Annotated in this window: 17 protein-coding genes; 13 read left to right on the top strand and 4 right to left on the bottom strand. The window is 70.0% G+C overall.

Annotated elements, in window-relative coordinates:
• The first annotated feature begins 4 nt into the window (after positions 1 to 4).
• From ABIE45_RS22150 to ABIE45_RS22115, 8 genes are all read left to right on the top strand, one after another.
• Positions 5 to 808, top strand: a complete 804-nt coding sequence (locus tag ABIE45_RS22150; protein ID WP_192708306.1) for a biotin--[acetyl-CoA-carboxylase] ligase — start codon at positions 5 to 7, stop codon at positions 806 to 808.
• Positions 809 to 824: 16 nt separating this feature from the next.
• Positions 825 to 2,498: a ribonuclease J gene (locus ABIE45_RS22145; protein ID WP_192708307.1), complete on the top strand. Its 1,674-nt coding sequence runs from the start codon at positions 825 to 827 to the stop codon at positions 2,496 to 2,498.
• Between the two features lie 188 nt (positions 2,499 to 2,686).
• Positions 2,687 to 3,091, top strand: coding sequence for a methylmalonyl-CoA epimerase (mce, locus tag ABIE45_RS22140; protein ID WP_091777001.1), 405 nt, complete (start codon positions 2,687 to 2,689; stop codon positions 3,089 to 3,091).
• Positions 3,092 to 3,096: 5 nt separating this feature from the next.
• Complete coding sequence (locus ABIE45_RS22135; protein WP_192708308.1) at positions 3,097 to 3,423, top strand: DUF1467 family protein; 327 nt, start codon at positions 3,097 to 3,099, stop codon at positions 3,421 to 3,423.
• A 571-nt stretch (positions 3,424 to 3,994) separates the two neighbouring features.
• The gene (proS, locus tag ABIE45_RS22130) at positions 3,995 to 5,320 is read left to right on the top strand and encodes a proline--tRNA ligase (protein WP_192708309.1); all 1,326 of its coding nucleotides are present in this window, start codon (positions 3,995 to 3,997) and stop codon (positions 5,318 to 5,320) included.
• Positions 5,321 to 5,329: 9 nt separating this feature from the next.
• The gene (locus ABIE45_RS22125; RefSeq protein WP_192708310.1) at positions 5,330 to 6,628 is read left to right on the top strand and encodes a lipoprotein-releasing ABC transporter permease subunit; all 1,299 of its coding nucleotides are present in this window, start codon (positions 5,330 to 5,332) and stop codon (positions 6,626 to 6,628) included.
• A gap of 14 nt (positions 6,629 to 6,642) precedes the next feature.
• Positions 6,643 to 7,356, top strand: coding sequence for an ABC transporter ATP-binding protein (locus ABIE45_RS22120; RefSeq protein WP_192708311.1), 714 nt, complete (start codon positions 6,643 to 6,645; stop codon positions 7,354 to 7,356).
• A gap of 260 nt (positions 7,357 to 7,616) precedes the next feature.
• A complete protein-coding gene (locus tag ABIE45_RS22115) occupies positions 7,617 to 7,877 on the top strand; it encodes a hypothetical protein (protein WP_192708312.1) in 261 nt (86 codons plus the stop codon).
• A 161-nt stretch (positions 7,878 to 8,038) separates the two neighbouring features.
• Here ABIE45_RS22115 and ABIE45_RS22110 read toward each other — a convergent pair whose 3' ends face one another.
• The gene (locus tag ABIE45_RS22110) at positions 8,039 to 9,307 is read right to left on the bottom strand and encodes a glycosyltransferase (RefSeq protein WP_192708313.1); all 1,269 of its coding nucleotides are present in this window, start codon (positions 9,305 to 9,307) and stop codon (positions 8,039 to 8,041) included.
• Between the two features lie 537 nt (positions 9,308 to 9,844).
• On the opposite strand from ABIE45_RS22110, the gene dnaE reads away from it, so the two are divergent.
• Together dnaE and ABIE45_RS22100 are read left to right on the top strand one after the other, a co-directional pair.
• A complete protein-coding gene (gene dnaE, locus ABIE45_RS22105) occupies positions 9,845 to 13,363 on the top strand; it encodes a DNA polymerase III subunit alpha (RefSeq protein ID WP_192708314.1) in 3,519 nt (1,172 codons plus the stop codon).
• A gap of 244 nt (positions 13,364 to 13,607) precedes the next feature.
• Entirely contained in the window at positions 13,608 to 14,909 is a 1,302-nt protein-coding gene (locus ABIE45_RS22100) for an Nramp family divalent metal transporter (protein WP_192708315.1), read from the top strand.
• 6 nt (positions 14,910 to 14,915) lie between these two features.
• Here ABIE45_RS22100 and ABIE45_RS22095 read toward each other — a convergent pair whose 3' ends face one another.
• On the bottom strand, positions 14,916 to 15,536 hold the full coding sequence (locus ABIE45_RS22095) for a hypothetical protein (RefSeq protein ID WP_192708316.1): 621 nt from the start codon (positions 15,534 to 15,536) through the stop codon (positions 14,916 to 14,918).
• A gap of 175 nt (positions 15,537 to 15,711) precedes the next feature.
• Between ABIE45_RS22095 and ABIE45_RS22090 the strand changes: the two genes are divergently transcribed.
• Positions 15,712 to 15,855: a hypothetical protein gene (locus ABIE45_RS22090; RefSeq protein WP_192708317.1), complete on the top strand. Its 144-nt coding sequence runs from the start codon at positions 15,712 to 15,714 to the stop codon at positions 15,853 to 15,855.
• 52 nt (positions 15,856 to 15,907) lie between these two features.
• Here ABIE45_RS22090 and ABIE45_RS22085 read toward each other — a convergent pair whose 3' ends face one another.
• Positions 15,908 to 16,603 carry a gamma-glutamylcyclotransferase gene (locus tag ABIE45_RS22085; RefSeq protein ID WP_192708318.1) on the bottom strand — a complete coding sequence of 232 codons (696 nt, stop codon included), beginning with the start codon at positions 16,601 to 16,603 and terminating at the stop codon, positions 15,908 to 15,910.
• Positions 16,604 to 16,622: 19 nt separating this feature from the next.
• Positions 16,623 to 17,021 (bottom strand): hypothetical protein, encoded by a 399-nt coding sequence (locus ABIE45_RS22080; RefSeq protein WP_192708319.1) that lies wholly within the window; start codon positions 17,019 to 17,021, stop codon positions 16,623 to 16,625.
• Positions 17,022 to 17,162: 141 nt separating this feature from the next.
• On the opposite strand from ABIE45_RS22080, the gene recO reads away from it, so the two are divergent.
• Positions 17,163 to 17,882: a DNA repair protein RecO gene (gene recO, locus ABIE45_RS22075; RefSeq protein ID WP_192708320.1), complete on the top strand. Its 720-nt coding sequence runs from the start codon at positions 17,163 to 17,165 to the stop codon at positions 17,880 to 17,882.
• Positions 17,883 to 18,132: 250 nt separating this feature from the next.
• The gene (gene parC, locus ABIE45_RS22070; protein WP_192708321.1) at positions 18,133 to 20,379 is read left to right on the top strand and encodes a DNA topoisomerase IV subunit A; all 2,247 of its coding nucleotides are present in this window, start codon (positions 18,133 to 18,135) and stop codon (positions 20,377 to 20,379) included.
• Positions 20,380 to 20,677 lie beyond the last annotated feature (298 nt).

Raw genomic sequence — 20,677 nt, 5'->3', positions numbered from 1 at the left:
GGCCTTGAGCTACCGACTCGGGCCCGCGGCGCGCGCCGCAGGCCACCGCCTGCACGTCCATGACAGCCTCGGCTCCACCAACACGGAGGCGATGGCTCAGGCGCGGGCAGGGGAGACCGGGCCGCTATGGGTCGCGACCTACCGTCAGGAGGCGGGTCGCGGCCGCCGAGGCAACAGCTGGGCCTCGCTGCCGGGCAACCTCGCGGCGAGCGTGCTCTGGCCGGTGACCGGCGTCGCGCCCGAGCATCTCGCCGAGCTCGGCTTCGTAGCGGGCCTCGCGCTGGTCGAGGCGCTGGAGGCGGCCTGCGGCACCCTGCCGGATACCGCTTCCGGCAGCGGCACCCGATCTGTGAAGCTGAAATGGCCGAACGACGTGCTGCTCGGCGGCGCGAAGCTGGCCGGCCTGCTCTTAGAGGCCGAGACGCTGCCGGGCGGCCGGCGGGCCGTGGTGGTCGGGTTCGGCGTCAACGTCGCGGCGGCCCCGGAAGGCTTACCCGCCACGAGCTTGGCCGTGACGGGTTACGCGGGCGGCGCCGAGGCGCTACTGGAACACCTCTCGGACCGGATGGTGGCGCGCGCGCGCCTCTGGGACCGGGGACAGAATTTCGCTGCCCTGCGCGCCGACTGGCTGGCGCGGGCCGCGGGTCTCGGATCGGAGATCGCGGTGCACAGCGGCGGACACATCCTGCGGGGCGTGTTCGAGACGATCGACGAGGGGGGGCGGCTCGTGATCCTCGCCCCCGATGGGAACCGGCATACCGTGACGGCGGGCGAGGTGCATTTCGGATCGGCCGCGACGGCGGCCTGAGTTTGGACGACGACAGATGGCAATGGGACAGGAGGAGCTGGTCTTCCTGCCGCTCGGCGGCGTGGGCGAGATCGGGATGAATGCGGCGCTCTACGGCTTCGGCCCGGAGAAGGGCCGGAAGTGGATCATGGTCGATTGCGGCATGGGCTTCGCCAGCGAAGAGAAGATGCCGGGCGTCGACCTGATGTATCCGGACCTCGCCTTCATCGAGGAGCGGCGCAAGGACCTGCTGGGGATCTTCATCACCCACGCGCACGAGGATCATATCGGGGCGATCTCGGAGCTGTGGCCCAAACTCAAGGTCCCGGTCTACGCGACCCGCTTCGCCAAGAACCTGCTGGAGACCCGACGTCTCTCCGAGCCCGGTGCCCCCAAGGTCGACCTGCGCGAGGTGAAGCCCGGCCGGCGCGTGACCGTCGGGCCGTTCGAGCTCGAATACGTGCCGGTCTCGCATTCCATCCCGGAATCCAACGCCATCGCGATCCGCACCGCGGCGGGCCTCGTGCTCCACACCGGCGACTGGAAGATCGATCCGACGCCGGTGGCCGGCTCGGTGACATCCCCGGAGGCGTTCACGGCGCTCGGTGACGAGGGCGTCCTCGCCATCGTCTGCGACTCGACCAACGTCGTGCGCGAGGGCTTCTCGCCGAGCGAGAAGACCGTCGCCGAGACCCTCAAGACGCTGATCGCCGACGCGCCCCACCGGGTGGCGGTGACCACCTTCGCGTCGAACGTCGCCCGTATCCGCGCGGTCGCCGAGGCGGCGGTCGCCTGCGGCCGTGAGGTCATCGCGGTCGGCCGGGCCATGGACCGCGTGATCGATGTCGCCCGCGAATGCGGCTACCTCGACGGGCTGCCCGAATTCCGGCGCTCGGATTCGTGGAAGAGCCTGCCGCGCGAGCGGGTCGTGGCCCTGCTCACTGGCTCGCAGGGTGAGCCGCGGGCGGCGCTGGCCCGGGTGTCCCGCCGGGACCACCCGGATATCAGCCTCGCCCCGGGCGATCAGGTGATCTTCTCCTCGCGCGCCATCCCCGGCAACGAGCGCGATGTCGGGTCGATCATCAACGACCTGATCGAGCAGGGCGTCGAGGTGATCACCGACCGCACCGAGCTGGTCCACGTCTCGGGCCACCCGCGCCGCGACGAGATGGTCGAGATGTACCGGTGGACCCGTCCCGGCACCGCGATCCCGGTCCACGGCGAGGCGCTTCACCTCGACGAGCATGCCCGCTTCGCCCGGGCGCAGGGCGTGCAGAACGTCGTCAAGGCCCGCAACGGCAGCCTCATCCGCCTGAGCCCCGGCACGCCGGCGGTGATCGACAACGTCAAGGCCGGCCGCCTGTTCAAGGACGGCGACGTCCTGATCGACGAGAAGGACCGGGCGATCCCGGAGCGGCGCAAGCTCATGCAGGCGGGCCTCGTCTCGGTGGCGATCGCCATCGACGAGGACGGCGTCGTGCTGGGCGAGCCGGCGGTGGACATCATCGGCCTGCCGAACCGTGGCCGGTCGGGCGAGCCGCTGATCGAGACGGTGGTCGATGCCGTGTCCCGGACCCTGTCGGGCATGTCGCGGGGCAAGCTCAAGGACTCGGAGAGCGTCGAGAAGACGGTCGACCGAGCGGTGCGCACCGCGGTCAACGAGGTCTGGGGCAAGAAGCCCGCCTGCCACGTGCAGGTCGTCGAGGTTTAGGGTACGAAACCGACACGACGCATCACGGCAGATCCGGCCCAAATCCCTCATCCTGAGGTGCCCGCGTCAGCAGGCCTCGAGGGAGCCCTCCTTCGAGGCCTCCGCTGCGCTCCGGCACCTCAGGATGAGGCCGATGGTTGGAGACGGCGGCAGCCTGCCGATCGGTGCGCGAATGGGGAGGAACAACCATGATCGGCCGTCTCAATCACGTGGCCATCGCCGTGCAGGATCTCGACGCCGCCTGCGCGGTCTATCGCGACACGCTGGGCGCCACGATCACGCCGCCGCTGCCGCAGCCCGAGCACGGCGTCACGGTCGTGTTCGTCGAACTGCCGAACAGCAAGATCGAGCTGATGGCGCCGCTCGGCGAGGGCTCGCCGATCGAGGCCTTCGTGGCCCGCAATCCCGGCGGCGGCATCCATCACGTCTGCTACGAGGTCGACGACATCCTGGCGGCGCGTGACAAGCTCAAGGCCCAGGGCGCCCGGGTGCTCGGCACCGGCGAGCCGCGGATCGGCGCCCACGGCAAGCCGGTCCTGTTCCTGCATCCGAAGGACTTCCTGGGCACGCTCGTCGAGCTGGAACAGGTCTGAGCCGGATGATGGCGACGCTCGCCCGCTCGACGCCGATCACGCTGGCCGTCATCACCGTGCTGGTCGCCGCCTTCGTGGCGGCGGGGGTGGGCCTGTTCAAGCTGACGGTGGGCGGCGCGATCGCCCTCTACTTCGTCGTCTGGTGGACTCTGCTCTTCGCGGTCCTGCCCCTGCGCAACCAGCCGGAGACGCGGCCGAGCCACGTGGTTCCGGGGCAGGACCCGGGTGCGCCGGCGGCGCCGCGTCTGCGCGAGAAGGCCATCTGGACGACGCTGGTGGCGGGCGCCGCCTTCCTGATCGCCCTGGCGGTGTTCCCGCTCACCGGGCTGTAGGACGGCTCGGAGCGGCGATCCTGCGCTGCCCGGACGCCGGCCGGCTCACAGCTTTGGCCCGCCCCGTCCGACACAGGGCCGAACGGGCGGGTGCTCCGCATCGGCCGCGCACGACGCGCTGCGCTGGCGAGCCAGGATGGATCCGGCGAAGGCGGTGAACCCAGCGACCGCCAAGAATAAAAAAAGCAAGGCCAAAGGCCTTGCTTTTCAAGCTTCAATGGCTCGACCTTTATAGATCCCACGCATTGGCTGCGGGGCGGTCGCTTTTCCTCCCGAGACTCGGACCTTGCGCCACCTCTTCCGGGCGTCGCAAACATCGCGGGATGCTTATAGGAACAACAATTCGTGTTGTCACCGGGTCTGCGAGAAAAATCTGCGCTTTCTTGCCGGCAAATAGGCAAAGCGCTTTTCGCGTGGGCAACCCATCGTCCGGTCAGGTCCATCGCCTCGGCTTCGCCGCGATTACGCCGCGCCGTGGTCGCGCAGTGCTTGTAATTTGCGGCTCCGGCGTGTTGTGTGCCGGCGTGCCGCGGCTCCCCCCGGCCGGCCCCACTTCCAAGATTTCGACGACATGCGTCTCTCCCGCTACTTCATGCCGACCTTGCGCGAGACGCCCAAGGAAGCCGAGATCGTCTCGCACCGGCTGATGCTGCGTGCCGGCTTGGTCCGTCAGGAATCGGCCGGCATTTACGCGTGGCTGCCGCTTGGCCTGCGGGTCCTGGAGCGCGTCTGCGCGGTGATCCGCCGGGAGCAGGACCGATCCGGCGCCATCGAGATCCTGATGCCAACGGTGCAATCCGCTGAGCTGTGGCGCGAATCCGGCCGCTACGATGCCTACGGCAAGGAGATGCTGCGCCTGAAGGATCGGCACGACCGCGAGATGCTCTACGGCCCCACCGCCGAGGAGATGGTCACCGAGATCTTTCGCGCGAGCGTCCGGTCGTACAAGGATCTCCCGAAGAACCTCTACCAGATCTCGTGGAAGTTCCGCGACGAGGTGCGGCCGCGCTTCGGCACGATGCGCTCGCGCGAGTTCCTGATGAAGGACGCGTACTCGTTCGATTTCGATCAGGCCGGCGCGCGCCACGCCTACAACCGGATGTTCGTGGCCTACCTGCGCACCTTCGCGGGCCTCGGCCTGAAGGCGATCCCGATGCGCGCCGATACCGGCCCGATCGGCGGCGACCTGTCCCACGAGTTCATCATCCTGGCCAAGACCGGCGAGAGCGAGGTCTTCTGCGACAAGGCCTATCTCGATTTCGACATCCCACCGGAGACCGTCGATTTCGACGACGTCGCCAGCCTCCAGGGCATCGTCGATGCCTGGACCTCGCACTACGCCGCCACCGAGGAGATGCACGAGCCGGAGGCCTTCGCCGAAGTGGCCGAGGACAGCCGCCTCGCGGCCCGCGGCATCGAGGTCGGGCACATCTTCTATTTCGGCACAAAGTATTCCGAGCCGATGGGCGCCAAGGTCGTCGGGCCGGACGGGATCGAGCGGCCGGTCCATATGGGCTCCTACGGCATCGGCCCGAGCCGGCTGGTGGCGGCGATCATCGAGGCGAGCCACGACGAGGCCGGCATCATCTGGCCGGATTCGGTCGCGCCCTTCGACGTCGCGCTGATCAACCTCAAGGTCGGCGATGCCGCCACCGACGCCGCCTGCGCGCAGATCCAGTCGGATCTTGAGACCGCCGGCCTGTCGGTGCTCTACGATGACCGGGACGAGCGTCCCGGCGCCAAGTTTGCGACCGCCGACCTGATCGGCCTGCCCTGGCAGGTGATCGTCGGGCCGAAGGGCCTGGCGGAGGGCAAGGTCGAGCTGAAGCGGCGCGCCGGGGGCGAGCGCGAGAGCCTCGCGACCGTCGACCTGCTGGCGCGCATCCGGCGCGTCTGAGCCGTGCCGATGGCGGCATCAGCGGCGCTGGACCGGGCCAGGATCTTCGCGGCCTCGTTCCGCCAGGGCACCGCACCCTTCGCACCGTTCGAGTGGATCCTCGCCGGCCGCTACCTGCGCGCGCGCCGCCGAGGCGGCGGCGTCTCGGTGGTGGCGTTCTTCTCGGTGCTCGGCATCGCGCTCGGCGTCGCCACGCTGATCATCGTGCTCTCGGTGATGAACGGATTCCGGGCGGAGCTGCTGTCGAAGATCGTCGGCATCAACGGCCACCTGTTCGCGACGCCGATCGACCGGCCGCTCAACGACTGGACCGATCTCTCGGAGCGTCTGTCGAAGGTGGCGGGGGTGCGCGCCGCGGTGCCGCTGGTGGAGGGGCAAGCCTTCGCCTCGTCGCAATACGGCGGCTCCGGCGTCATCATCCGCGGCGTGCGCGCCGCCGATCTCGATGCCCTGGCAGCCGTGTCGTCCTCGATCCGCGGCGGCACCCTGGAGGGCTTCGACGACGGCACCGGCGTGCTGATCGGCCGACGGCTCGCCGACACGCTGGGCCTCCAGGCCGGCGACACCATCACGCTGGTCACGCCCAAGGGCTCGTCGACGCCGTTCGGGACGGCGCCGCGCACCAAGAGCTACACGGTCAAGGCGGTCTTCGAAGTCGGGATGACCGAGTTCGACCAGACCTTCGTGTTCATGCCGCTCGCCGAGGCGCAGGCCTTCTTCAACAAAGACGGCGACGTCAGCATGATCGAGATCTACGTCGACGATCCCGACCATGTCGGCGACATGCGCGAGCCCCTGGAGATGGCGGCCGAGCGCCCGATCCTGCTGACCGACTGGCGCCAGCGCAACCGGACCTTCTTCGGGGCGCTGGAGGTCGAGCGGAACGTGATGTTCCTGATCCTCAGCCTGATCGTCGTGGTGGCGACGCTCAACATCGTCTCCGGCTTGATCCTGCTGGTGCGCGACAAGTCGAGCGACATCGCGATCCTGCGCACCATGGGGGCGACGCCCGGCACGATCATGCGGGTGTTCCTGATCAACGGCGCGCTGATCGGCGTCGTCGGGACCCTCAGCGGGCTCGGGCTCGGCATCCTGATCACCCTGAACATCAAGCCGATCCAGCACGTGCTGTTTCCGGGTGCCTGGGACCCCACCGTCCGGTTCCTCGCCGAGATCCCGGCCCAGATGAACCCGAAGGAGATCACCGCCGTGGTGGTCACCTCCCTGCTGCTGTCGCTCGCCGCGACGCTGTATCCCTCCTGGCGCGCCGCCCGGCTCGATCCGGTGCAGGCCCTCCGCTACGGCTGACGGGCCGCCCACCGATGAGCGATTCCAGCCAGACGGCCGGCGACCAGCCGGTCCCGGCCCTGTTCTTCTCCCGCGTCGAGCGGCGCTATCCTCAGGCCGAGGGCGCCCTGGAGATCCTGCGCGGGGCCGACCTCGCGATCTGGCCGGGGGAGCTGGTGGCGCTGGTGGCGCCGTCGGGCGCGGGCAAGTCGACCCTGCTGCACCTCGCCGGCCTCTTGGAGCGGCCGGACGGCGGCGAGGTCTATATCGGCGGCCAGCCGACCGCCGCGATGCCCGATGCCGAGCGCACCCGCCTCCGGCGCGAGGAGATGGGCTTCGTCTACCAATTCCACCATCTGCTGCCGGAATTCTCGGCGCTCGAGAATGTGGTGATGCCGCAGCTCATCCGCGGGCTGAAGAGCGCGGAAGCGAAGGCCCGCGCCACCGAGCTGCTCAGCTTCCTCGGCCTCAAGGAGCGCCTGCCGCACCGTCCGGCCGAGCTCTCGGGCGGCGAGCAGCAGCGCGTCGCCATCGCCCGGGCGGTCGCCAACGGCCCGCGGCTGCTCCTGGCCGACGAGCCCACCGGCAACCTCGACCCCGGCACGGCCGGCCATGTCTTCTCGGTGCTGCTCGCCCTGGTCCGCGCCTCGGGTCTCGCCGCGCTGGTGGCGACCCACAATCTGGACCTCGCCGCCCGCATGGACCGGCGGGTGACCATCCGCGACGGGCTGATCACGCAGCTCGATTGACGGCCGCCAAAGGCCCACGAGCCGGTCCGAGCCACCTGGCCTGGGTGTGGGTGCTGCCTGACGGGCCTGCGCGCGTCCGACCGCGCCGTATGACACCGTCACCGTCTCCGAAACACGTCGAAGACCACGCGCATTTTAATCCAGCCCGCCGCGTGCGGGGAGGCACGCCACAAAAGACGTCAGCTCCCTATATTGCAATCACGCAAGACAAAACAGAGCCGACCAACCGGCCTGTACTGCGTTATCTCTGGAGCGACGCCGTGAAGAACCGTATTGTTATTGCCGTGACTGCTCTGATGCTTGGCGCCGCCCCGCTCTCGTCCGCCCTGGCGGCCAACGAGGGCCGGTGGACCGGCTTCGCCCCGTATACGCCCGAGACCACCGGCGCGCTCGGCCTCGGGGTCCAGGACGCCCCCTTCTACGAGGGCTGCCCGATGAGCTCGGCGGCCGAGGGCAACGCCAATCAGCAGACCCGACCCATCAAGCAGTACGGCCAGACCGCCGGCGGGTACCGCTGCTGATCCGGCGGGGAGGCGGATGAAGCTCAAGGCCCTGTCCTACGCGATGATCGGCGCTTTCGTGAGCGGCCTTGTCGTGACGCTCGTCGGCTCGGCCAACGTCCTGCTGAGCCACTGACAGACCGGCGCCGCCCCGCGTGGGCGGCGCTTCGGCGTTCCGCCCCTCAGCGCGCCGTCGCGGATCCGGCCCGGGCATCCGGCGCAGCGAGGGCCTCCACGTAATCACAGGCCTGCGCGATCGCGTCGCGACTCTCCATCATGCGCGCCCGGGCCGTCGCGCAGGCCTGCGCCACCGCCGGATCTGCGAGCAGCCGCCCCAGGACACGGGCGGCGCGGGCGGGCCGGAAACCGCGGCGGCTCAGGGTGGTGCCGAGATTGCGATCCTTCAGGCGCCGCCCCTCGTCGAAATGGTCGAACGCCACCGGCACCACGAGCTGCGGGATGCCCGCGGCTAGCGCCTGCGCCACCGTCCCGACGCCGCCGTGATGGACCAGGGCGGCGCTGCGCGGCAGCAGCCGGCTCAGAGGCGCGTAGCGCAGATGGATGATCCCGGGCGGAAGCGGCCGGGGAATCTGCCCGTCCTGCGGGGCGAGCAGAACGCCGCGACGGCCCATCCGCCGGCACAATTCCACCGCGGTGTCGAAGAAGGCCGCGCCCTGGCGCATGGCCGAACCGTAGGTGAACACGAGCGGCGCGTCGCCCGTGTCCAGGAAGGCCTCCAGCTCCGGCGGCAGGGCGGCGACGTCGCCGAAGCGGTCGACCAGCGGGAAGCCGAGCTGGACCGCCTGCGCCGGCCAATCCACCTGCGGCGCCGCGTACCAATCCGGGAACATGAGCAGCATGCGCGTCGGGCTGTTCCACCAGTGCCGCAGCCGGTAGACCGGATCGAGGCCGAGGCGCGCGCGCAGGGCGTTGAGCGGCGGCAGCGTGAACGGGCCGACCGCGACCTTGTCGACGCCGAGATTCACGTAGGCGCGCAGCGTGGCCGGCAGGAAGCGCGGCATCTGCAGGCCCGGGAGCCGCGGCGGATCGAACCGGCTCTCGATCAGGAACGGCATCACGTGCAGCGTGGCGGTCGGGAGATCGTAGAGATCCTGGGCGAGCCGCGCACCCCAGGCCAGGGGCGAGGCGACCACCACGAGGTCGACGCCGCGGGCCCGGGTCGCCCCGAGCCACAGGCAGGCGGGCTCGGCCACCTGCAGGGCATAGTCGAACATCGGCCGGAAGCCCTGCTGCGGGTGCCACAGGTCCGGCTGGCGGATCACGGCCTCGTAATCGGCCACCGTCCCGAGAGGCTGAAAGGCGAGGCCGGCGCGGCGCGCCATGGCCTCGAACGGCGCCGGTGCAGCGAGCGACACCCCGTGGCCGCGCTTGAGGAGTTCGTGGCCGAGCGCGATGAACGGCAGCACGTCGCCGTGTGTGCCGACGGCCACAAGGGCGACGTCGACCTGTTCGACCGTCCGGTGCGCGGGAATGGCTTGCTCCTTCGAACCCCCCGGTCAGAAATCGAGTTCGTCTGGGCGCCGGCCATGCCAGCCTGCCCGCTCCGCATCAAGACACTTTTTACCATGACCGGACGTCACGGCCGTCCTGGGACAACAGACGCTTCCATTAGAACAAAACATGAACATACTGAGGGGCGAAACCAGGAGGCACGGCGATGCTGAAGCGATTGGTCCTGACCGGAATGGCCGAGTTCATGGCGTTCGGAATGCTGTTCGCGGCGGTGGGTGCGTGGGCCATAGCCTTGGCACCGGTTCGTTAGCCGGTTTTTGCCGCAGGCCGCTCGGTTCCCGCCTGGAACGGCTTATGCACAGGCGATCGGCCTCCGGACGCCGATTGTCCACAGGGGCGCCGCGGAGTGGTGCTCCTGGGGCACGACCGGTGGATATCGTCCCCGAAGGGCCCGGCGCACGTCGACTTGAAGCCGGCAAGCGGGGATGCTGGACGACCCCGGAACAAGGTCGGCCATGCCACGCCAGCTCAAGGAGGTCGGATTCGTCCACCTCCATGTCCACTCGTCCTATTCCCTCCTCGAAGGGGCGCTGAAGGTCGGCTCCCTGATCAAGGCCGCGGCCGCCGACCGGCAGCCGGCTTTGGCGCTCACCGACACCAACAACCTGTTCGGGGCGCTGGAATTTTCCGAGAAGGCGGCCGGGGAAGGCATCCAGCCGATCGCCGGCGTTCAGCTCTCGGTGGCGTTCGAGGCCGCGGATCCGCACCAGCGGCAGGCGCCGACAAGTCACGGAATCGTGCTCCTCGCCCAGGACGAGACCGGCTACGCCAACCTGCTGCGGCTGGCGAGCCGCGCCTATTTCGACACGGCGCTCGGCGAGGCCCCCCGCCTCGACGCGGCGGCCCTCGTCGGATCCTCCGATGGGCTGATCGCGCTCACCGGCGGGCTGTCGGGACCCCTCGACACGGCGTTCCGGGCCGGCCGTCCCGAGCTGGCGCTCGCCCGGCTGAAGCGGCTCAAGGAGGCCTTCGGTGAGGACCGGCTCTACGTCGAGCTGCAGCGCCACGGCCTGCCCGAGGAAGGGCGGATCGAGACCGCGCTCCTCGACCTCGCCGGCCGGCACGGTCTCGGGATCGCCGCGACCAACGAGCCCTACTTCGCCAAGCCCGACGATTACGACGCCCACGATGCCCTGCTCGCCATCGCGGAGGGCCGCGTCGTCTCGGACGAGCGCCGCCGCCGGCTGACGCCGACCCACGCCTTCAAGACCCGCGCCGAGATGGCCGAGCTGTTCCGCGACCTGCCGGACGCGCTCCAGGCCACCGTCGAGATTGCCATGCGCTGCGCCGTGCGGGCGCGGACCCGCAAGCCGATCCTGCCGAACTTTTCGCAGGTCGCGGCAGGCGAGACACCGCCCATGGCGGAGGCCCTGGCGGACGCCGCGGATACCGGCGTGCAGGCGGTCTCGGCCGACGAGCCGACCGAGCTGCGCCGGCAGGCCGAGGCCGGGCTGGAGCTGCGCCTGAAGCAGCACGGCACCGCGCCGGGCTTCTCCGAAGAGGATTACCGCAAGCGCCTCGCCTTCGAACTCGACGTCATCGTCAAGATGAAGTTCCCGGGCTACTTCCTGATCGTCTCGGACTTCATCAAGTGGGCCAAGGACCACGACATCCCCGTCGGCCCGGGCCGCGGCTCCGGCGCCGGCTCGCTGGTGGCGTGGTCGCTGCTGATCACCGACCTCGACCCGCTCCGGTTCGGCCTGCTGTTCGAGCGCTTCCTCAACCCCGAGCGCGTCTCGATGCCGGATTTCGACATCGACTTCTGCGTCGAGGGCCGCGAGCGGGTGATCAAGTACGTGCAGCAGCGCTACGGCGAGGGGCAGGTCGGGCAGATCATCACCTTCGGTACGCTGCTCGCCCGCGGCGTGCTGCGCGACGTCGGCCGCGTCCTCGAGATGCCCTACGGGCAGGTCGACAAGCTGACCAAGCTCGTGCCGCAGAACCCGGCCAACCCCGTGACCCTCGCCCAGGCGATCGAGGGCGAGCCCAAGCTCCAGCAGGCCATGGAGGAGGAGCCGATCGTCGGCCGGCTCATCGACATCTCCAAGAAGCTGGAGGGCCTGCACCGCCACGCCTCGACCCACGCCGCCGGTGTGGTGATCGGCGATCGGCCGCTCGAAGAGCTGGTCCCGCTCTACCGAGACCCGAAGACCGGCATGCGGGTCACCCAGTTCAACATGAAGTGGGTCGAGCAGGCGGGGCTGGTGAAGTTCGACTTCCTGGGCCTCAAGACCCTGACGATGCTGCGGTGCTGCACGGACCTCCTGAAGCAGCGCGACATCCACATCGACCTCGCCTCGCTGCCGCTCGACGACCCGAACACCTACGGGCCCATGGGCCGCGGCGAGACGGTCGGCGTGTTCCAGGTGGAATCGGCCGGCATGCGCAAAGCGCTCTGCGAGATGCAGGCCGACCGGCTGGAGGACATCATCGCCCTGGTGGCGCTCTACCGGCCGGGCCCGATGGCCAACATCCCGGTCTATTGTGAGCGCAAGCTCGGCCGCGACGCCGGCAACGAGGCGTCCTGGTACCCGGACCCGAAGCTGGAGCCGATGCTGAAGGAGACCTTCGGCATCATCGTCTACCAGGAACAGGTGATGGAGATCGCCAAGGTCCTCGCCGGCTACTCGCTCGGCGAGGCCGACATGCTCCGGCGCGCCATGGGCAAGAAGATCCGCGCCGAGATGGACGCGCAGCGCGACCGGTTCCTCAAAGGTTGCACCGAGCGCGGGCTGACCAAGGCCAAGGCCAACGAAATCTTCGACCTCCTCGCCAAGTTCGCCGATTACGGCTTCAACAAGAGCCACGCGGCGGCCTACGCGCTGCTCACCTACCAGACCGCCTACCTGAAGGCGAACTACCCGGTCGAGTTCCTGGCGGCCGCCATGACCCTCGACATCGACAACACCGACAAGCTCGCCGAATTCCGCCAGGACGCGCAGCGCCTGAAGATCGTGGTCGAGCCGCCGTCGATCAACACCTCCGGCGAAGTGTTCGAGGTGCGCGACGGCAAGATCTTCTACGCTCTGGCCGCTATCAAGGGCGTCGGCCGCGAGGCGGTGCGGGCGCTGGTGGAGGCCCGCGGCGACCGGCCGTTCAAGGACCTCGCCTGCCTCGCGCGCCGGCTGAACCCGCGGATGATCAACAAGCGCACCCTGGAGAGCCTCGTCCAAGCCGGGGCGCTGGACTGCATCGAGCCGGACCGGGCGCGCGCCTTCGCGGCGGTGGAGCCGATGATGAAGCTCGCCGCCAGCGCGGTGGAGGCCGAGACCGCCGGCGTCACCGACATGTTCGGCGGCGTGGTGGCGGACGACGTGTCCCTGCGGATCCCGCCGCACGAGATCTGGCCCATAGCCGACACGCTCAAGCGCGAATACGCGGCGATCGGGTTCTTCATTTCGGGCCACCCTCTCGACGAGTATGGCGACCTGCTCGACAAGCTGCGGGTCCAGAGCTGGGCCGATTTCTGCCGCGCGGTGCGGGCCGGGACCTCGAGCGTCGGCCGAGTCGCGGCCTCGGTGCTCGACCGGGCGGAGCGGCGGACCAAGACCGGCAACAAGATGGGCATCGTCACCCTCTCGGACCGGACGGCGCATTTCGAGGCGATCATCTTCTCCGAGGGGCTCGGCCAGTACCGCGACATCCTTGAGCCGGGCCGGCCGCTGGTGCTCCAGCTCCAGGCCAACCTGGAGGGCGAGGACGTGCGCGCCCGCATCCTCACCGCGGAACCCCTCGACCAAGCGGTGGCCCGCCACCAGAAGGGGATCCGAATTCATCTCAGCGACCCGCGCGGTGTCGCGCCCGTGCAGCAGCGGCTGTCGATGCGCGGCGAGAGCGAGGTCTCGCTGATCCTCAAGCTCGACGGCGGCGGGCGCGAGGTGGAAATCCGGCTGCCGGGCAAGTTCCAGGCGACGCCGACGCTCGCCGGCCAGCTCCGGACCGTGCCGGGGGTGGTGCAGGTCGAGGTGAGCTAGCCTCCCCCGGCGTGCGGGAAAACCGGCCCGTCATTCCGGGACTGCGGAGCAGGGCCCGGAATCCAGAACCGCCGGTGTTTGCCTGGTTTCGTCGGGAGGACTGCCCCCACCGATCAGCGCCGGAGGCTCTGGCTTCCAGGCTCTCGCCCGAGGCGAGCCCCGGAATGACGGTCGCGGGTGCCTGACTGAGAACACTCCCGAAACCCGGTCGGTTGGACCTCGGCGCACCCTGCGACGAGGATCCATGGACCAGCCCCGCCCGAAGCCCGACACCGACGATCCGACCAGGCCGCGCGAGAGCGGCAGCTTCCTCCACGCCCTCGGCACCGGCGTGATCACCGGCGCGGCCGACGACGATCCCTCCGCCATCGGCACCTACGCGAGCGCCGGCGCCCGATACGGCCTTGCGTTCCTCTGGATCGCGCCCGTCGTCCTGCCGATGATGGTCGTGGTCGTCTACGTCTCGGCCAAGCTCGGGCAGGTCTACGGCAAGGGCCTGTTCGCCATCGTGCGCGACCGGTACCCGCGCTGGATCCTCTATCCGCTCGTGCTCGGCGCCTTCACGGGCAACGTCATCGAGGCGGCGGCCAATCTCGGCGGGATCGGCGCGGCCCTCAACCTGCTGGTGGCGGTGCCGATCCCCGTCATCGTGGTTGCCGCCGCCGCGGCGATCCTCGGCCTCCAGATCTTCGGCTCCTACGCGCTCCTGCGCGACATCTTCCGCTGGCTGGCGCTTGCCCTTTTCGCCTACGTGGCGGCCGCGATCCTGGCCAAGCCCGATCCCGCCGAGATCCTGCGCGGCACCCTCGTGCCGCAGATCCGGTTCGATGCCGACTTCCTGTCGATGATCGTCGCCTGCATCGGCACCTCGCTCTCGGCCTACATCTACACGTGGCAGTCGAACCAGGAGGTCGAGGAGGAGATCGCCCTCGGGCGCCAAACGCTGCGGCAGCGCAAGGGGGCGACCGACGCCGAGCTGCGCAAGACCCGCCGGGACGTGGTGATCGGGATGCTGTTCTCGAACGTGATCCTCTACTTCATCATCCTGTCCACGGGCGCGACGCTGCATCAGGCCGGACAGACCGAGATCGAGAGCGCCGCCCAGGCGGCGGCCGCGCTGGAGCCGCTGGCGGGGGCAGGCGCCAAGTATCTCTTCGCGCTGGGCATCGTCGGGGTCGGCTTCCTGGCGGTGCCGGTGATGACCACCGGCGCGGCCTACGATCTCGTGCAGGGGATCGGCCGGGAGGGGAGCCTCCATGCCCGCCCGAGCGAGGCCAAGCTGTTCTACGGCACCATCGCGGCCGTGACCGTGGTGGCGGTCGGGCTGAACTTCCTCGGCTTAAACCCGATGCGGGCGCTGGTCTGGTCCGGCATCGTCCAGGGCTTCTCGGTGCCGCCGCTCCTGCTCCTGATGATGCTGATGACCAACGACCGGGCCGTGATGGGCGGTCGCGTCAACGGCCGCCTGACGAACGGGCTCGGCTGGATCACCACCGCGGCGACGTTCCTGGCCACGGCCTGCCTCGTCGTGACGTGGGTCCTGTGAGGCGCCTCAGAACGGCGCCGCGAGGCAGCCGGCCAGCGCGCCCTTCAGCGTCGCGGCATCGGCTTCCGCCACCGTGACCGTCGCCGTCAGGGCCGGATCATCGCTCCGCGGGCTCGCCTGCGTCCAGGTGAGCTTGGTCCCGGGCTGGGTGAGGGCCAGGGCGACGCCGCGCAGCGGATCCTCGCCGCGGTGGGCTCCCGCCACCGTCAGGGTGAAGCCTGCATCCGCCCCGGCCGCCGCGCCCTGAACCGGCATCCGCACCGAGCGGACGCTGCCGGCGCTGGAGACCAGGATCCCGGTGAGCGGCGCCGTGCTGCCGCCTTCGAGCCCCGCGAAGTCGAAGCGCGGCGCCAGCTCGGCGAAGCGGGGCACGATCAGCGCCGCCGACAGTCCGGCGCCGCCCGGATCGCAGGCGACGTGCAGGGTCACCGGACGCTGGTCCGTGCCGAGGGCTGCCGTGCCGGACAGGTCCGCACTGCCCCCGGACGCCCGGGTGGCGCCGGCCAGCAGCGGCGTCCGCCCGGTGACGATGTCCGACAGCCTGTCGCCGCGGCTCAGCGGTCCAGCCAGGAGGGCTGCGACGGCAATCACCACGACCGCCAGGGCCACGCCGATCCGGAGCCGCATCCCATCCTCCGCCTGTGGACATCCCGGGCCGGCGGCATAGACGATCGCGGCCCTGCCGCAACCCTCCGTTCACCACAAATGCGAGAACTGCATCGCGAGCGCACCCGCGTGCGTTGCAGCAACTCCGTAAAAATCGATCGATTCTATGCACCGTCGCTCAAGCTTGAGCGTCGCCATGCGCACGAAGATCCTGCTCGCCCTCACCCTTCTGGTCTACGTCACCACCGGCCGCGCCCCCGGCATCCGGGAGCCGCGCAATCCGGATGCCGAGCATGGCGGTAGCCGTGTCGTGATCGCGATGAAGCGGGCCTGGGCCTGAGCCGCTGCGCGCGCGATGACGGCTGCACCGACGCCACGGACGGGAGACGGGCTCACGCCGCCGGCGCGCAGGCCCTGAGCCGCGCGGCCACCAGGGCCTGAAGGCTCCAGAGATGCCGGTCGCGGATGCCGAGGCGCTCGCAGGCCTCGACGGTCCGGAACAGGTACTCGGCGCTCGGCCCCTTATGCCCGCAGGCGGCGGCGATCTTCTCGGCGATCTCGGCGTCCGACAGGCGGCCGGCGTAGCGGTCGCTGGTGCGGTTGGCCAGGAAGGTCAGGGCCGAGACGGTCCCGGCCTCGGTGGCGACCGGCAGCCAGCGGGCGACGTAGCCGCGGCCGCGCATCTCGCGGCGCCAGACCGGCATCAGGGCCTCGCGGATCTCCATGCCGGGCAGGCGGAAGGCCACGCCTCGGCACAGGCCGCCGCGGTCCAGGGCCAGGACGAAGCCCGGCCGCTCCGGCGTACCGCGGAACCGGCGCTGGAGCAGGCAGAACCGGCGGTGGAAGCCGCGCACCGTCCCGATCCGGCGCTCGGCCACCGGAAATTCCGGGTTCCACATCAGCGAGCCGTAGGCGAAGACCCACAGGTCGCTGCCCTCACGCCCGGCGACGATCGCATCGAGCCCCGGGCGCAGCTCCGCATCCGAGAGAACTTCGAGGGCGCTCGGGTCGTCGGGGATCGGGACGGAATGGGCGCGGGCGATCAGGTCCAGGCTGAGGTCGAGGGTGCGGGTGGGCGCGGAGGGCATGGCCCTCAACGCGGCGGCCTCAGGGCTTGTTGCCCAGCGCGTCGAGCTCCGGGAAGGGGCGGGTGCGGTGACCCGTGCAGACCTCGTCATCATCGAGCACCGTGAGCCGGTCGCTCGCGTAGCGCAACGCCACCTTCGGGCGCTCGGGCTTGCCGAAGGTCCGGCCGTACATCCGGCCCGACACGCAGTAGATCACGCGGCCGCCATCCTCGATCGGCCCGGCGATCCGGCTGCCCTCGAACCGCACCGGCAGCAGCGAGACCGAACCGAACGCGACCTGCTTCAGCGCCAGGGCGGCGATCCGCTGGAGGAGGGCCGGGGACGGCGCTGCCTTCGGCGCGGGCTTCGGTGCCCGCGGGGCGGCCTGCGCACCGAGGGCGACGAGGACAAGGACACTGGCGAGGGCGAGGCGGGGCATCGCTCATCGCTAGCGGGCGAAGGCTGCCCGAAGCTGGACGGCGGGCGGGCAGCGCCGGACGCCGCGGCTTCCTATATGGAAGAGACCAAGCGGTGCGCGTCCGGCGCGCCGCGCCCCTCTCACGCCGCGACGCGACGCTCGATGCAATGGACCGACGACGCCCTGGTGCTCGGCCTGCGCCGGCACGGGGAGACCGGCGTCATCCTGGAGGCGATGACCGAAGCCCATGGGCGCCATCTCGGCCTCGTGCATGGCGGGCGCTCGCGCCGGATGCAGCCGGTGCTGCAGCCCGGCAACCGGGTGCGGCTGACGTGGCGGGCACGCCTCGACGACGGCCTCGGCTCCTACGCGGTGGAACCCCTCGAGTCGCAGCTCTCCCGGCTGATCGGGTCGAGCCTCGCCCTCTACGGCATGAACCACATGGCGGCCCTGCTGCGGCTCCTCCCCGAGCGCGACCCGCATCCGGCGCTCTACGAGGCGGCCGGGATCCTCGTGGAGCATCTCGACGACCCGGCGATCGCCCCGCCCCTGATGGTGCGCTTCGAGCTGGCAATCCTGTCGGAACTCGGCTTCGGCCTCGACCTGACCGCCTGCGCGGCCACCGGCGGCAACGACGCCCTGGCCTATGTCTCGCCGAAGAGCGGCCGGGCGGTCAGCGCCTCGGCGGGCGAGCCCTACCGGGACCGCCTGCTGGCGCTCCCGACCTTCCTGCATGCGGGCGGGTCCCCGGGTCCGGACGGCATTGCACAAGGGTTTACCTTGACGGGGTACTTCCTCGACCGGCACGTCTGGGGGCCCCGCGGCCTCGGGCCGCCCGAGGAGCGGGAGCGATTCGTTGCGCTCGGCCGCGAGGCCGAGTAATGTTCGCGTTCTGTTCCAAACACGTCCGGGCTTGAGCGCCGCTCGACCCGAGACACACAAACCCGTCATTCCGGGGCCGCGAAGCGAAGCCCGGAATCCAGAAGCGCACGCGGCCCGGCAGGATCGTCCGTCTCCTCCCGCAGGGCAGGCGGGTCTGGATTCCGGACTCGCCTCCCGCGCCCCGGAATGACGGATTGCTGCATGAGGTGGCGCGGCCGTTCGGCGGCCCCGCCCTGAGACAGGAGCCGTCATGGGCCAGCCCTTCGAGCCGCCGTCCGGCGACGGAATCGAGAGCGTCGAGCTGAAATCCGCCCTGGAGGAGCGCTACCTCGCCTACGCGCTCTCCACGATCATGCACCGCGCCCTGCCGGATGCCCGCGACGGGCTGAAGCCCGTGCACCGGCGCATCCTGTACGGCATGCGGCTGCTCCGGCTCGACCCGAACACGGCGCACAAGAAATGCGCCAAGATCGTCGGCGACGTGATGGGCGACTTCCACCCCCACGGCGACCAGGCGATCTACGACGCGCTGGTGCGGCTCTCCCAGGATTTCGCCCAGCGCTACCCGCTGGTCGACGGCCAGGGCAATTTCGGCAACATCGACGGCGATGGGCCCGCCGCCTACCGCTACACCGAGGCGCGGCTCACCGAGGTCGCGCGCCTGCTCCTCGACGGGATCGACGAGGACACGGTCGATTTCCGCCCGTCGTACAACGGCGAGAAGGAGGAGCCGATCGTTCTGCCGGCGGCCTTCCCGAACCTCCTGGCCAATGGCAGCCAGGGCATCGCGGTCGGCATGGCGACCTCGATCCCGCCGCACAACGCCGCCGAGCTGTGCGACGCGGCGCTCTACCTGATCAACCACCCCGAGGCGACATCGGGTCAGCTCGCCAAGTTCGTACAGGGGCCCGACTTCCCCACCGGCGGCATCCTGGTCGATTCGGCCGAGTCGATCGCCGAGGCCTACCGGACCGGCCGCGGCGCCTTCCGGGTTCGCGCCCGCTGGGCCAAGGAAGATCTCGGCCGCGGCACGTGGAACATCGTCGTCACCGAGATTCCGTACGGCATCCCGAAGGGCCGGCTGATCGAGAAGATGGCCGAGCTCCTCCAGGAGAAGAAGCTGCCGCTCTTGGCCGACGTGCGAGACGAATCGGCCGAGGACGTGCGCGTGGTGCTCGAGCCGCGCTCGCGGACGGTCGACCCGGTCATCCTGATGGAATCGCTGTTCCGGCTCACCGAGCTGGAGGCGCGGATCCCCCTTAACCTCAACGTCCTGGTCGGCGGCCTCGTGCCGAAGGTGATCGGGCTCGCCGAGTGCCTGCGGGAATGGGTCGACCACCGCCGCGTGGTGCTGCAGCGCCGCTCGCGCTACCGCCTGGGCCAGATCGACCGGCGCCTGGAGATCCTCGGCGGCCTGCTCATCGTCTATCTCGACCTCGACGAGGTGATCCGCATCATCCGCGAGGAGGACGAGCCGAAGGCCGCCCTCATGGCCCGGTTCGAGCTGACCGAGCTTCAGGCCAACGCCATCCTCGACACCCGCCTGCGATCGTTGCGCAAGCTGGAGGAGATGGAGCTGAAGCGCGAGTTCGAGGCGCTCACCGCCGAGAAGGCCGAGATCGACGCGCTGCTCGCCTCCGAGCCGGCGCAGTGGAAAGCGATTCAGGCGCAGATCCGCGCCGTGAAGAAGACCTTCGGGCCCGAGACCAAGCTGGGTAAGCGCCGCACGACGCTGGCGAGCCCGCCGGATGTCGGCGGCATCGACTTCACGGCGGCACTGGTGGAGCGCGAGCCGATCACCGTGATCGTCTCCACCAAGGGCTGGATCCGGGCGCTCAAGGGCCACGTGGCAGACCTGTCCGGGGTGGCGTTCAAGGGCGACGACACCCTGAAGATCGCCTTCCCGACCGAGACAACGCAGAAGATCCTGCTGCTCGCCACCAACGGCAAGGTGTTCACGCTGGAGGCCTCGAAGCTGCCGGGCGGCCGCGGCTTCGGCGACCCGGTGCGGCTGATGGCCGACCTCGACGACGGCACCGAGATCGTGGCGGCGCTGCCCTACCGGCCGGAGACCAAGCTGCTGATCGCGGGCTCTGACGGACGCGGCTTCGTGGCGCCCGCCGACGCGCTCGTAGCCAACACCCGCAAGGGCAAGAGCGTGCTCGGCCTCGACGGCGACGCCAAAGCGGCCGTGCTGGTGCCGGCGGACGGCGACCACGTGGCGGTGGTCAACACCGAGAAGCTGCTCTTGATCTTCCCGATCTCCGAGGTGGCCGAACTCGCCCGCGGCAAGGGCGTCCGGCTCCAGCGCTGCCGCAGCGGCGGGCTCCTGGACGCGCACGTCTTCAAGCTGACGGACGGCTTGCCCTGGCAGGACGGCTCTCCGGAGGGCCGGCTCGCCAACGTGTCGGTGCTGGAGAAGTGGCTCGGCCACCGGGCCGAGGTCGGGCTGATGATGGCGCGCAGCTTCCCGAAGTTCGAGCGGTTCGGGCGGTGACGCGGGGTTAGGAAGTAACGGGCTTCCAACCCACCGCCTCATCCTGAGGTGCCCGCGTCAGCGGGCCTCGAAGGAGGACTCCAGGGATCGCGCGGCCGGCTGGAGGCCTCCTTCGCGGCCTCCGCTACTGCTCCGGCACCTCAGGATGAGGGCGCGGGTGAGACAAACCCTGTCTCAGTGCGAACGCTGATCGAGCCAGAGCGCACCAAAGGCCAACACACCGCCGCCAAACGGGACAGCGAGCAGGAGGAGGAACTGGGCTGTCGTCATGGGAGAAGATCCCGAAGCGCGTGCCTCA

Source organism: Methylobacterium sp. OAE515 (assembly GCF_041806315.1).
Taxonomy (GTDB): Bacteria; Pseudomonadota; Alphaproteobacteria; order Rhizobiales; family Beijerinckiaceae; genus Methylobacterium; species Methylobacterium tardum.
This window is presented reverse-complemented; position numbering and strand designations above follow the sequence as displayed.